This is a genomic window from Salmonella sp. 5800 (assembly GCF_046558195.1).
Lineage (GTDB): Bacteria > Pseudomonadota > Gammaproteobacteria > Enterobacterales > Enterobacteriaceae > Salmonella > Salmonella enterica.
Genome location: NZ_JBGDOX010000002.1, coordinates 85456 through 97935, shown reverse-complemented (window position 1 = coordinate 97935; position 12480 = coordinate 85456). Strand labels below are relative to the sequence as shown.

At 52.7% G+C, this 12480-nt stretch carries 12 protein-coding genes; 5 read left to right on the top strand and 7 right to left on the bottom strand.

The genetic code is table 11. The features are described 5' to 3' along the window. Positions 1-64: 64 nt before the first annotated feature. The 5 genes from ACLJZ5_RS05475 (at position 65) to ACLJZ5_RS05455 (ending at position 5160) form a co-directional block, all read left to right on the top strand. The gene (locus ACLJZ5_RS05475; RefSeq protein WP_001574029.1) at positions 65-406 is read left to right on the top strand and encodes a UxaA family hydrolase; all 342 of its coding nucleotides are present in this window, start codon (positions 65-67) and stop codon (positions 404-406) included. Positions 407-422: 16 nt separating this feature from the next. Continuing rightward, the gene (locus tag ACLJZ5_RS05470) at positions 423-1595 is read left to right on the top strand and encodes a UxaA family hydrolase (protein ID WP_023240948.1); all 1173 of its coding nucleotides are present in this window, start codon (positions 423-425) and stop codon (positions 1593-1595) included. Between the two features lie 49 nt (positions 1596-1644). Beyond that, the gene (locus ACLJZ5_RS05465; RefSeq protein WP_024798316.1) at positions 1645-2598 is read left to right on the top strand and encodes a 2-keto-3-deoxygluconate permease; all 954 of its coding nucleotides are present in this window, start codon (positions 1645-1647) and stop codon (positions 2596-2598) included. A 67-nt stretch (positions 2599-2665) separates the two neighbouring features. Continuing rightward, a complete protein-coding gene (locus ACLJZ5_RS05460) occupies positions 2666-4594 on the top strand; it encodes a sigma-54 interaction domain-containing protein (RefSeq protein WP_024798317.1) in 1929 nt (642 codons plus the stop codon). Between the two features lie 92 nt (positions 4595-4686). Continuing rightward, positions 4687-5160: a zinc ribbon-containing protein gene (locus ACLJZ5_RS05455; RefSeq protein WP_024798318.1), complete on the top strand. Its 474-nt coding sequence runs from the start codon at positions 4687-4689 to the stop codon at positions 5158-5160. 85 nt (positions 5161-5245) lie between these two features. On the opposite strand, the gene rihA is transcribed toward ACLJZ5_RS05455, so the two are convergent. From rihA to corC, 7 genes are all read right to left on the bottom strand, one after another. Next, on the bottom strand, positions 5246-6181 hold the full coding sequence (gene rihA / locus ACLJZ5_RS05450; RefSeq protein ID WP_024798319.1) for a pyrimidine-specific ribonucleoside hydrolase RihA: 936 nt from the start codon (positions 6179-6181) through the stop codon (positions 5246-5248). A gap of 116 nt (positions 6182-6297) precedes the next feature. Next, on the bottom strand, positions 6298-7023 hold the full coding sequence (gltL, locus tag ACLJZ5_RS05445) for a glutamate/aspartate ABC transporter ATP-binding protein GltL (protein WP_000631369.1): 726 nt from the start codon (positions 7021-7023) through the stop codon (positions 6298-6300). Continuing rightward, positions 7023-7697 (bottom strand): glutamate/aspartate ABC transporter permease GltK, encoded by a 675-nt coding sequence (gltK, locus tag ACLJZ5_RS05440; protein WP_000272799.1) that lies wholly within the window; start codon positions 7695-7697, stop codon positions 7023-7025. Before gltK ends, gltL begins: the two co-directional genes overlap by 1 nt. Continuing rightward, complete coding sequence (gltJ, locus tag ACLJZ5_RS05435; protein ID WP_000020930.1) at positions 7697-8437, bottom strand: glutamate/aspartate ABC transporter permease GltJ; 741 nt, start codon at positions 8435-8437, stop codon at positions 7697-7699. Before gltJ ends, gltK begins: the two co-directional genes overlap by 1 nt. A 159-nt stretch (positions 8438-8596) precedes the next feature. Continuing rightward, entirely contained in the window at positions 8597-9505 is a 909-nt protein-coding gene (locus ACLJZ5_RS05430) for an amino acid ABC transporter substrate-binding protein (protein WP_001518176.1), read from the bottom strand. A gap of 417 nt (positions 9506-9922) precedes the next feature. Next, a complete protein-coding gene (gene lnt / locus ACLJZ5_RS05425) occupies positions 9923-11461 on the bottom strand; it encodes an apolipoprotein N-acyltransferase (RefSeq protein ID WP_024798320.1) in 1539 nt (512 codons plus the stop codon). Between the two features lie 19 nt (positions 11462-11480). Then, entirely contained in the window at positions 11481-12359 is an 879-nt protein-coding gene (gene corC / locus ACLJZ5_RS05420; protein ID WP_001278612.1) for a CNNM family magnesium/cobalt transport protein CorC, read from the bottom strand. Positions 12360-12480 lie beyond the last annotated feature (121 nt).

Here is a 12480-nt window from a genome sequence, read left to right as displayed (position 1 = left end):
GCAGTTCCTGTCACCGCCAGATCGGTCTGTGAAAATAAAGTAATATAAACCAATAAGTTAAAAAATGGCACGCCTTTTGATTAGGGAAGACAGGACTAAAGCAAAGGAGTTAATCGTGAAAAAAAATGCAGTGGTGATTCACCCTCAGGATTGCGTCGCGACGGCTATTACGGCGCTCAAGGCTGGCGAAACCGCCACAATGTTCATTGGCGAACGCGAGATAAGCGTTGTGTTACATCAGGATGTGCCATTTGGCCACAAATTCGCCATCTGCGATGTGCCTTTTCATGGCGAAGTTTATAAATATGGCGAATCCATTGGCCGCGCCACTCAGGAAATAAAAAGTGGCGACTATGTGCACGTCCACAATGTGGAAAGCGAACGCGGACGTGGTGACTGGAAATAATATAAAACAAGGGAAAATGATTATGAGCAATGAGACTTTTTTGGGGTTCCGCCGCCCTGACGGCCGTTTTGGCATCCGTAATTATGTACTGATTTTACCTACCAGCGTTTGTGCGAATAAAGTTGCCCAGGATATTGCCCGGCAGGTAAAAGGCGCGACATGGGTGAATAACGATTTTGGCTGCTGCCAGGTGGCAGGCGATGCGCGTCTGACGGAAAAAACATTGATTAATGTGGCGAATAATCCCAACGTCGGCGCTATTGTGGTTGTGGGCTTAGGCTGTGAAGGCGCGGAGCCGCTACGCATCGCAGAGGAGATTACCGCATTTGGCAAACCGACCTCCTGCATCACCATTCAGGAAGAGGGCGGCACGCTTAAATGTCAGGCCAGGGGGATTTCGCTGGCCCGCGACTATGCGCAACAACTCTCCATGCAAAAACCGCAGCAAGCACCGGTTAGCGAGCTGCTGCTGGCGATGGAGTGCGGCGGGTCAGATACGACATCGGGGCTGGCGTCTAACCCTTCCTGCGGGGTCGCCTCGGATAAGCTGATACGCTGCGGCGGAAGCTCAATTCTTTCTGAAACGACGGAATTTATTGGCGCCGAGCATGTGATGGCGAAACGTGCGGTGACGCCGGAGGTTGGTCAACAGCTCATTGATTTAGTGGTCGGCTGCGAGGCGCGAGCAAAAGCGCTGGGAGAGGATATTCGCGGGGGACAGCCGACGCCGGGCAATATTAAAGGCGGGTTGACTACCATTGAAGAAAAATCGTTAGGCTGTATGCATAAAGCGGGTCATGCGCCGCTACAGGGCGTACTGGAATATGCCGATAGACCAACGCATCCGGGCCTGTGGATTATGGATACCCCGGGGCAGGATATTGAATCTATTTCCGGCATGGTGGCGGGGGGAGCGCAGATCGTTATTTTTACTACCGGTCGCGGAACGCCTGCCGGTAACCCAATAGCGCCGGTAATAAAAATTACGGGTAATAAAGCAACGTGGGAAATGATGCAGGACAATATTGATATTGATGTGTCCGCCATTATGTCTGGCGAGGCTTCTATTACGCAAATGGGCGAGGAAATTTATCAGGAAATTTTACGCGTCGCGAATGGGAAAACGACTAAATCAGAAGATTTAGGTCATAACGAATTCTCTATTTATAAGATCGCGCCGACGTTCTGATACCAAATCGGGCAGCACAAGCTGTCCGGTTATCTCCTGGGAATAAGCTATGAAAATTAAAAAAACACTGGAACGTTTTCCTGGTGGTATGATGGTTGTACCGCTAATCATCGGCGCATTGTTTAAAACTTTTGCGCCGGAGGCGCTGGAAATAGGCGGTTTTGTCACCTCTATTTCGCATGGCGCAATGGCGATTTTAGGCATGTTTTTAGTCTGTATGGGCGCGGATATCCAGTTTAAAGCCGCGCCGAAAGCGTTGAAAAAAGGCGCTGCGATCACCTTTGCGAAATTTGCCAGCGGCGTGATTATTGGCATTCTGGTCGGGAAATTTTGCGGCCCGGATGGGTTATTAGGTCTGTCGGCTTTAGCGATTATTTCGGCGATGACCAACTCGAACAGTGGGTTATATGCCGCGTTGGTGGGGGAGTACGGCGATGAAACCGACGGCGGCGCGATTGCGGTAATATCGTTGAACGATGGTCCCTTTTTCACCATGCTGGCGTTAGGATCGGCAGGCATGGTGTCGATACCCTTTATGAATCTGGTGGCGGTTATTATTCCCATTATCATTGGCATGATTTTGGGTAATCTGGATGAGGACATGCGCAAGTTTCTTAAACAGGGCAGCGTGGTAACGATTCCCTTTTTTGCCTTTGGGTTAGGATACGGTATTGATTTCGCAAGACTTATCACGGCAGGTTCTTCAGGCATTTTACTGGGACTCATGACGGTGGCGATTGGCGGATTTTTTAATATTTTCGCCGATCGTGTGACGGGAGGCAGCGGCGTGGCAGGCGCGGCGGTATCCACCACCTCTGGCAACGCCGTCGCGACGCCAGCGGCAATCGCGCTGCTCGATCCGCATTTTACCGACCTGGCGTCGACGGCGGCGGCGCAGGTGGCGGCCTCGACGATTATTACCGCTCTGTGCGCCCCCTTCCTGACCGTATGGATAAAAAAACGCTACGATCGTAAACTGAACCCAGCCGCCTCAGGCGGTTAGCGTTTCGGCGGAAAATAAATCACGACGGGCGGTCTCGCCCGTTCATAAACCAACAGGATGGTGAGTGATGAATAAGACGAAAGATATAGCCGCATCTCCTCTCTGTTTTGTCTCTCCTTACCCTCAACTGGCAAAGGCTGCCGAGGCGCTGGTCGCGCAGTTGGATTACGCCGTCACTATTCATCAAACGACGCTTAATCGTATCCTGGATGAGCTACCTTTATTAGAGTCCCGTGGGCACCAGGTACTGATTAGTCGTGGCGGCTGTGCGGAAATATTAAAAAAGCACAGTAAATTACCGGTAGTCGAAATTAAAATGTCCGGCTACGACATTCTTGATGCGCTTATCCCTTTTAAAGGACAAAAAGGCACTGTCGGTATTGTCGGCTTTTCCAGTGTGATCAAAGGATGCGCGCGCGTAGCGGAACAGTTAAATATTAACTATAAAATTTTTACCTTACAGGGAAATGATAAAGAAACGATTTCTTGCCTGAAGCGGCAATTAGCGTCCACGCCATTAGATTGCATTGTTGGCGATACCGTTTGTCAGGATTATTTTTCACCGCTGGGCTCGCAATTCCGTTTGCTTGATTCCAGCCCCGCCTCAATAACCGAAGCTTTGGAAGAAGCCCGCTCATTATATCTGGCTTTTCGCAGCCAATTACTGGAGCGTCATCATCTGCAGCTGATTCTCGATCAGTTTGATAAAGCTGTTATCACGCTTGATGATACCGGCGCGTTACTGCATTACAATAAATATGCGAGCCAACTTTTTAAAGTTAACGCCTCCGGTGAAATTTATGACGCGTCTTTCCTGAAACAGGTATTGCACCAGGAACGGCATACATTACGTGAGGGAAAAACCGTCAGCGCGAAAGTCGTCGATACGCCGCAAGGCGCGATGGTGGTTAATCTGTATCCGGTATTTGCGGCCAGACAGTTAAGCCGGGTGGTGTTGACGATGCAAACCGTCTCCAGTTTACAGGGGGTGGAACATCATGTTCGCCGCCAGGAACTGTCTCGCCGCGGCTTGAGCGCCCGCTATCATTTCGACGATCTGCTTACCGAAAACCCGGAAATGCTGCGTCGTCTGGCGATCATTAAAAATTATGCCGGTACGGACGCGACTATCTTAATTAATGGCGAAAGCGGGACGGGAAAAGAGGTGCTGGCGCAAAGTATTCATAATGCCAGCCAACGCGTCAACGGCCCGTTCGTCGCCATTAACTGCGGCGCGATGGCCCCTCAGATTCTGGAGAGCGAACTCTTTGGCTATGTCGCCGGCGCATTTACCGGCGCGTCGCCGAAAGGCAAAATAGGCCTGTTTGAATTAGCGCACCACGGTACCATTTTTCTGGATGAGATTAGCGAACTGGATAAACCGCTACAGACGCGCTTATTACGGGTATTGCAGGAGCGGCAGATTATGCGGCTGGGCTCAGACCAGATGATACCTGTTGATATTCGTGTGATTGCGGCGACCAATCAGACGTTAACGAAGCTCATTGCGGACGGGACATTTCGCGAAGATCTTTATTATCGGCTTAACGTATTAAAAGTGACCACCATCCCGTTACGCAAACGTCCGGAGGATATCAAAGCCATCGGCCTGTCGCTGCTTACCAGTTTCAGCCAGCATTATAAACGCCCGGCACTAACGTTAACCCCGGCGCTGTGGCAAGAGCTTCAGCGCTTCGCCTGGCCCGGAAACGTCAGGCAGTTAAGCAATATTATCGAACGGCTGGTGCTCTCTATTGATCACTCCCCGGCAACGCTGGATGAGGGCCGCCTCTTGTTGGACGATCTGGAAGAGGGGAGCCGACGCGAGCCAAGTACCTGCCACGACTGCCAGATGCTGGCTGGCGATTATAAAACGATTCGACTGCGTATTTTGAGAAAATTATTAGAGGCGGAAAGGGATAATAAATCGTTAGTGGCGAAACGGTTAAATGTCGATCGTACCTCGCTGACGCGCTGGATACGTGAGTCGGCCTGACAAGAATTTACAGACTCTGTGGGCAGCCTTGCAAAGCGTAACGCAAATAACGTCTATTATTATAGGCAGTTAACGATCCAAGAGGTGAAGTGATGAACAAGGTTGCTCAATATTACCGTGAACTGGTGGTCTCATTAAGCGAGCGTTTACGCAATGGCGAGCGCGACATTGATGCGCTGGTGGAGCAGGCGCGCCAGCGCGTGATGCAAACAGGGGAGTTAACGCGAACCGAGGTGGACGAACTGACGCGCGCTGTCAGACGCGATCTGGAAGAGTTCGCCATGAGCTACGAAGAGAGCCAGGAAGATAGCGTCTTCTTGCGGGTGATTAAAGAGAGCCTCTGGCAGGAACTGGCGGATATTACCGACAAAACCCAGCTGGAATGGCGCGAGGTGTTTCAGGATTTGAATCACCACGGCGTGTATCACAGCGGCGAAGTGGTGGGATTGGGGAATCTGGTGTGCGAGAAGTGCCACTATCATCTGGCGGTTTACACGCCGGATGTGTTGCCGCGCTGCCCGAAATGCGGTCATGACCAGTTTCAGAGAAGACCGTTTGAGCCGTGAGTGGAAGAGCGCTGGTGCGTCTTATCCGGCCTACCAAAAATCGTTCACGTAGGCCGGATATGGCGAAGCTGCCATCCGGCAAATATTACGCGTAAAACTTCAGCCGTTCCGCCAGTAAATCGACAAATCCCTGGCGGTCTACATCGACCATCACCGTCGCATTCGGCTTATTCCCCGTCAGGAAATAATAATCCACCACCGTCATCCCCTGGGTGTATTTCCCCTGAGTTTCCACGCCAACCCAACGCTCAACGGTGGTGAAAATCTCGGGTTTCAGCAGCCAGGCGATGGTGCACGGGTCGTGCAGCGGCGCGCCGACAAATCCCCATTTTTCGTCTTTGTGATATTCAAAGAAGAAGTCGAGTAGTTCAGCCACGATCGTCGAAATTGGATTGCCGATGTCGCGGAAACGCTCGATATCGGCGGCGTGAATCTGTGCCTTATGGGTGACGTCCAGCCCGGCCATCACCACCGGAATGCCTGACTGGAAGACAATTTCGGCTGCCTCCGGGTCGACGTAAATATTAAATTCCGCAGCGGGCGTCCAGTTACCCAGCGCCATCGCGCCGCCCATGATCACAATGCGGGCGATTTTCGTATGCAGTTCCGGATGGCTATTCAGCAGCAGCGCCACGTTGGTCTGTGGGCCAGTGGAGACGATGGTGACTGGCTGTGAGCTCTCGCGCAGTGTTTTTGCCATCAGCTCAACGGCAGTGCCGCTTTGCGGGGCGAATGACGGCTCGGGCAGCGCCGGGCCGTCAAGACCGCTTTCGCCGTGAACGTTATCGGCGATAATCAATTCGCGCATGAGAGGTTTCACCGCGCCGCCCGCCACCGGAATATCCGGGCGTTTGAGCAGTGTCAGCATCCGCAGCACGTTGCGCAGGGTCTTCTCCGGCGTCTGGTTGCCGGCGGAAGAGGTGATCGCTTTCACTTCCAGTTCAGGGGAGGCGAGGGCGAGAACGAGGGCGATCGCGTCATCATGACCCGGATCGCAATCAATAATAATGGGCAGTGCCATTGTGGCTCCTTGTAAGCGGTACTTTGTGACAAGGTTAACGCCCGGCTGGATCCGTTTCGAGAAGCGAAGCGGTAAAGCGTGAGATAGCGCGCACTCTGACGTGCGCGCCGGGAAGATTAGTGCAGGATTTTCGCAAGGAAGTCTTTTGCGCGATCGGAACTGGGGTTAGCGAAGAACTCCTCTTTTGGCGAATCTTCGACGATTTTACCTTCATCCATAAAGATCACCCGGTTAGCCACTTTACGGGCAAAGCCCATTTCGTGCGTCACCACCATCATGGTCATCCCTTCGTTCGCCAGTTCGACCATCACGTCCAGTACCTCGTTGATCATTTCCGGATCGAGCGCGGAAGTCGGTTCATCGAATAACATGGCAATGGGGTCCATACACAGCGCGCGGGCGATCGCCACGCGCTGCTGCTGGCCGCCGGAGAGTTGCGCCGGGAACTTGTTGGCATGTGCAGACAGACCAACGCGCTCCAGCAGCTTTAGGCCTTTATCGCGGGCGGCGGCCTTATCGCGTTTCAGCACTTTCACCTGCGCCAGCGTCAGGTTTTCGATGATCGACAGGTGGGGAAACAGCTCGAAGTGCTGGAATACCATGCCCACGCGGGAACGCAGTTTCGCCAGATCGGTTTTTTTGTCGTTCACAATAATGCCGTTAACGGTAATTTCGCCTTTTTGCACCGGTTCCAGACCGTTGACGGTCTTAATTAGCGTGGATTTACCGGAACCCGATGGCCCGCAGACTACCACCACCTCACCTTTTTTCACTTCTGTTGAACAATCGGTCAGCACCTGAAAGTGACCATACCATTTTGAAACATTTTTCAGGGTAATCATTAAACTGTCCTTTTCTTCAAATAGCTGACCAGCAACGACGCGCTCAGGCTGATAACAAAATAAACGGCGCCGGCGAACAGAATCATTTCGACCTGAGTACCGTCACGCTCGCCGATAGTCGACGCGGTGCGGAAGAAGTCCGCCAGGCTGAGTACATAAACTAAAGAGGTGTCCTGAAATAGCACGATGCCCTGTGTAAGCAACAGCGGCACCATCGCCCGAAACGCCTGCGGCAGAATAATGAGCTTCATCGACTGCCAGTGGGTCATCCCCAGCGCCAGCGCGGCGCTGGACTGCCCGCGGGAAATACTTTGAATACCGGCGCGAATAATCTCGGAATAGTAGGCCGCTTCAAACATGGAGAATGCCACCATCGCGGAGATCAGGCGGATATCGGTTTTCGGCGATAGTCCCAGCACGTTTTGCAGAAAGCCGGGGACAATCAGATAAAACCACAGCAAGACCATGACCAACGGGATGGAACGGAAAACGTTAACATACGCTTTAGCAAACCAGGCGATAGGGGCAAAGCTTGAGAGGCGCATGACGGCCAGAATGGTTCCCCAGACTATCCCCACGACAACGGCGGTGACGGTAATCTTCAGCGTGATGACCAGCCCGGCCAGCAGGTAAGGCAGTGAGGGGATAATCGAACTCCAGTCAAATTCGTACATTATTTGCTCCCCACGTTGCCCGGCAGGCGGACTTTGCGTTCAACCAGGCTCATGACCAGCATGATAACGGCGTTAATCAGCACATAGGCCAGCGTAATGGCGGTGAAAGATTCCCAGGCGTGCGCCGAGTAATCCAACAGTTTGCCTGCCTGCGCCGCCATATCCACCAGGCCGATGGTTGAGGCAATAGCCGAGTTTTTCACCAGGTTCATCATCTCTGACGTCATTGGCGGCACGATAACGCGATAGGCATTCGGCAGCAGGACATAGCGATAAGCCTGCGGCAGCGTTAGCCCCATCGCCAGCGCCGCGTTCTTCTGCCCGCGAGGCAGAGACTGAATCGCGGCGCGCACCTGTTCGCAAACGCGGGCGGCGGTAAACAGTCCCAGACAGATCATTGAGGAGAGGAAAAACTGAATATTGGGATCGAGTTCCGCCTTAAACCACATGCCAAGATCTTCCGGCAACAGTTCAGGCACCACCAGGTACCAGGTGAAGAATTGCACGATCAGCGGCACGTTACGGAACAGTTCTACGTACAACGTGCCCAGTCCGGAGAGGAAACGGTTGGGAACGGTACGTAAAATGCCGAAAATAGATCCTACCAGGAAAGCGATAATCCAGGCGGTAATCGAAAGGGCTACGGTGACCTGAAAACCACTCCATAGCCAGCCGAGATAGGTGGTATTGCCGAAGGGGGCTTCCTGTAAAAAAATACCCCAGTTCCAGTCTATTGACATACATCTACTCCGAAAAAAAAGGGTAGCAGCGCTACCCTCGAAGATTGTTGCCCGGCGATTTGCGGTTTCAGGCCCGAGGGGGAACGACCATCAGGCTTATAGTCTGTCCGTGCTGAGCGACAATCGAGAGGACAGGAGTCCCATCCCATTTAGTTTTAGTTAGTTAAGCGCTTTATCATTCGGTGCTTTGAACAGGGCTTTCATCTCGTCAGACAACTCGAAATTCATGTTCAGGTTTTTCGGTGGGATCGGATTTTTAAACCACTTATCAAACCACTTTTCCGCTTCGCCGGAGGTTTGCGCCTGGGCGATGGTATCGTCCATCAGCTTTTTAAACTCAGGGTCGTTTTTACGCAGCATACAGCCGTAGGCTTCCTGGGACTGCGGTTTACCGACAATCTCCCAGTTATCCGGTTTCTTGGCTTTGGCGCGCTCGCCGGCCAGCAGCGCGTCATCCATCATAAAGGCGACGGCGCGGCCGCTTTCCAGGGTGCGGAACGAGTCACCGTGGTCTTTCGCGCTAATAATACGCATCCCCATCTTTTGCTCTTCGTTAAGCTTATGCAGCAGAATTTCAGAGGTCGTCCCGGAGGTGACGACGACCGCTTTGCCTTTCAGATCCGGGAAATCTTTAATATCGCCGCCTTTTTTAGTCAGCAGTCGCGTCCCGACGACGAAAATCGTATCGGAGAAGGCGGCCTGTTTCTGGCGCTCAAGATTGTTAGTCGTTGAACCACATTCAAAATCGAAGGTTCCGTTTTGCAACAGCGGAATACGGTTTTGCGAGGTGATCGGGATCAGCTTCACCTGCAGATCGGGCTTGTTAAGTTTCTTTTTTACCGCTTCCACAATGGCGTTGGAGTAGTCCTGGGAATAGCCGACCACTTTCTGCTGGTTGTCGTAATAAGAAAAGGGCACAGAAGATTCGCGATGCCCGACGACGATCACGCCATTTTTAGCGATCTTGTCCAGGGTGCTACCAGCGGCAGGCGCGCCATCTTCTGCGTGCGCAAGGCCCGCAGACAGTCCCATGACCAGCATTGCTGTGGTTAGCTTACGTAATTGCATATCCAACTCCTTTATCATCTGCGCCGTCGACGCATTGATAGCTATTGTGATGTTGTTATTGCCTGCAACTTGCGCGTGCAGTGTTATGTGTGTTTGTTAACATTTAGTGTGGCTTGTTGTAAATATTTTGCTGCGATATTGTTTATTTTTGCGAAGTGCGCCGCACCGTTCAGAGGCAAAAATCGCAGTTTGCACAATAATGGTGCTACCGATGCTGTGTTGTGGTGCAACCTGGTTGAGCCGGTAGGGAGTGTGCAGCCTCTTGATTATATTAAGCAATTGGCGTGCCAGAATGAGGTTTTGGTGGCGGTGAGAGGTTGTAGGCCTGATAAGCGTAGCGCCATCAGGCACGGTGCGATACAACTGCCGGATGGCGGCGTACCGCCTTATCCGGCCTACATTGGATAGTGCAATGTTTTATTTGCGGCGTTGACGCAGGCTCATCACCAGCGCGCCAAAGCCGAACAGTACGGTAATCAACCACACCGTCCAGTCGCCGGTTCGTGCGTACGGCGTCAGGCCGGTGGTCGGCGTGACTTTGGTAGTCAGTACCTGGCGTGTGAACTGCGGGATCATCGCCTGGATTTCGCCCTGCGGGCCAATCACCGCCGTAATACCGTTATTAGTACTGCGCAGTAACGGACGCGCCAGCTCCAGCGAACGCATCCGCGCCATCTGGAAATGTTGCCACGGGCCAATGGACTTACCAAACCAGGCGTCGTTAGAAATCGTCAGCAGATAGTCGGTGTCCGGGCGGAAGTTATCCCGCACCTGTTCGCCAAGAATAATTTCATAACAGATTGCCGCCGTCAGCTTATAGTCGTGCGCATGTAACTGCGGCTGGATATAAGGGCCGCGGCTAAAGGAGGACATGGGCAGATCGAAGAACGGCGCCAGCGGACGCAGGATAGACTCCAGCGGAACGAACTCGCCAAAGGGCACAAGGTGATTTTTATTGTAGCGATTGGGCGAGTCATAACTGTATGGATTATCCTTGCCCAACGTAATAATCGTATTGTAGGTGTCGTATCGATTCTGTTTATTGAGACGCGCATCGACAATACCGGTGATCAGCGTGCTATTTTTTTCGCGTAACATCTCGTCCAGCGAACGAAGGAAGGGCTGCTGATTGATTTCGAGATCCGGAATCGCCGACTCAGGCCAGATAATAATCTGTGATTTGCCTAACTCTGGGCGAGTTTCGTTGAGATAAATTTTTAGCGTATTCAGTAGCTGGTTTTCGTCCCACTTCAGCGACTGCGGGATATCGCCCTGCACCAGCGATACCTGGGTCGCTTTGGCCGGTTCCAGCGTAAACCACTGGATATAACGTAGCGGAAAGGGCAAAGCAAACAGAATCACGGCGACAGCCAGCGGACGCCAGTTCCGCGTCGCCAGTGCCAGCGCTAACAGGCCGCTGACCATCATCAGCAGGAAGTTGATCGCTTCGACGCCCATTACCGGCGCCAGGCCTTTTAGCGGGCCGTCGACCTGACTATAGCCAAATTGCAGCCAGGGGAAGCCGGTCAGCACCCAGCCGCGTAAAAATTCGGTGATTTGCCATATTGCAGGCGCGGCGATAGCGACGCGCAGCCAGTTGGTTTTTGGCCACAGGCGCGACAAAATCCCGGCAAACAGTCCGGTATACAGCGAGAGATAAGCTGCAAGCAGCACCACCAGAAAAACGTTAACCGGGCCCGGCATGCCGCCAAACTGCGCGATACTGACATAAACCCAGTTAATCCCGCTACCGAAAAGTCCGAGTCCCCAGCAATAGCCGATGGCGGCAGACTGGAGTGGGCGGCGATTAAACGTTAAGGCCTGCAGCCCGATAAGCGACACTATCGCTGCGGGCCAGACGTCATACGGAGAGAAAGCCAGTGTTCCGCAGGCGCCGAATAATAACGCCAGCAGCAGGCGAATACGCTGGCGTTCAATTAACGAGGCAAATGCCATTTTTAGTCCACTATTGCTGTTATTCGTCCAGTTTTGGCTGGGGCGAGTCATCCGGGATCCTGACATGCACCTGAATAATACGACGACTATCGGCCATCGCCACTTTGAACTGGTAACCATCAATGTCAATGGTTTCGCCGCGGGCCGGTAAATGGCCGAACGCCTGCATCACCAGTCCGCCGATGGTATCGACTTCTTCATCGCTGAAGTGGGTGCCGAAAGCGTCGTTGAAGTCTTCAATCGACGCCAGCGCGCGAATCGTCCAGGTATGGCGGCTAAGCTGACGGAAGTCGATATCGTCTTCTTCGTCATACTCATCTTCAATTTCACCGACAATCAGTTCGAGGATGTCTTCGATAGTCACAAGGCCGGAAACGCCGCCAAACTCATCGATAACGATGGCCATATGGTAGCGCTGGGAGCGGAACTCCTTGAGCATACGGTCAACCCGTTTGCTTTCCGGTACGACAACCGCGGGGCGTAACACTTTGTCCATGCTGAAGGCTTCGGCATCGCTGCGCATAAACGGCAGCAAATCTTTGGCCATCAGAATCCCTTCAATGTGATCTTTATCTTCGCTGATCACCGGAAAACGCGAGTGGGCGGACTCGATGATAACATCGAGACATTCGTCCAGCGTCTGGTTGCGTTTCAGGGTAATCATCTGGGAGCGCGGGATCATAATATCGCGAACGCGCTGGTCGGCGATGTCCATTACGCCTTCGAGCATATCGCGCGTATCTTCATCGATAAGCTCGTTCTGCCCGGAATCACGGATCAGCGCCAGCAACTCATCACGGTTTTTAGGTTCACCGTGGAAAAGCTGGCTGAGTAGCAGGGAAAAAAATCCCTTTTTACTGTTTACTGTGTCACTACTGTGTGAATTGTCGTCGCTCATGGCGTCGTATGGGTTCTCATGTTAGTTAATACAAAGCTCGTCATGCGTATACTCAGCTGTGACGGCATGTTTTGCCTGATGGCGCTACGCTTATCAGGCCTACAAAAGGCATGAATGTAGG

What these genes read in the sequence shown, in the direction of transcription:
- corC (WP_001278612.1), bottom strand. Translation starts at nt 12,359, where the DNA reads ATGAGCGACGACAATTCACACAGTAGTGACACAGTAAACAGTAAAAAG.
- gltK (WP_000272799.1), bottom strand. Translation starts at nt 7,697, where the DNA reads ATGTACGAATTTGACTGGAGTTCGATTATCCCCTCACTGCCTTACCTG.
- gltJ (WP_000020930.1), bottom strand. Translation starts at nt 8,437, where the DNA reads ATGTCAATAGACTGGAACTGGGGTATTTTTTTACAGGAAGCCCCCTTC.
- ACLJZ5_RS05470 (WP_023240948.1), top strand. Translation starts at nt 423, where the DNA reads ATGATTATGAGCAATGAGACTTTTTTGGGGTTCCGCCGCCCTGACGGC.
- gltL (WP_000631369.1), bottom strand. Translation starts at nt 7,023, where the DNA reads ATGATTACCCTGAAAAATGTTTCAAAATGGTATGGTCACTTTCAGGTG.
- ACLJZ5_RS05455 (WP_024798318.1), top strand. Translation starts at nt 4,687, where the DNA reads ATGAACAAGGTTGCTCAATATTACCGTGAACTGGTGGTCTCATTAAGC.
- lnt (WP_024798320.1), bottom strand. Translation starts at nt 11,461, where the DNA reads ATGGCATTTGCCTCGTTAATTGAACGCCAGCGTATTCGCCTGCTGCTG.
- ACLJZ5_RS05460 (WP_024798317.1), top strand. Translation starts at nt 2,666, where the DNA reads ATGAATAAGACGAAAGATATAGCCGCATCTCCTCTCTGTTTTGTCTCT.
- ACLJZ5_RS05475 (WP_001574029.1), top strand. Translation starts at nt 65, where the DNA reads ATGGCACGCCTTTTGATTAGGGAAGACAGGACTAAAGCAAAGGAGTTA.
- rihA (WP_024798319.1), bottom strand. Translation starts at nt 6,181, where the DNA reads ATGGCACTGCCCATTATTATTGATTGCGATCCGGGTCATGATGACGCG.
- ACLJZ5_RS05465 (WP_024798316.1), top strand. Translation starts at nt 1,645, where the DNA reads ATGAAAATTAAAAAAACACTGGAACGTTTTCCTGGTGGTATGATGGTT.
- ACLJZ5_RS05430 (WP_001518176.1), bottom strand. Translation starts at nt 9,505, where the DNA reads ATGCAATTACGTAAGCTAACCACAGCAATGCTGGTCATGGGACTGTCT.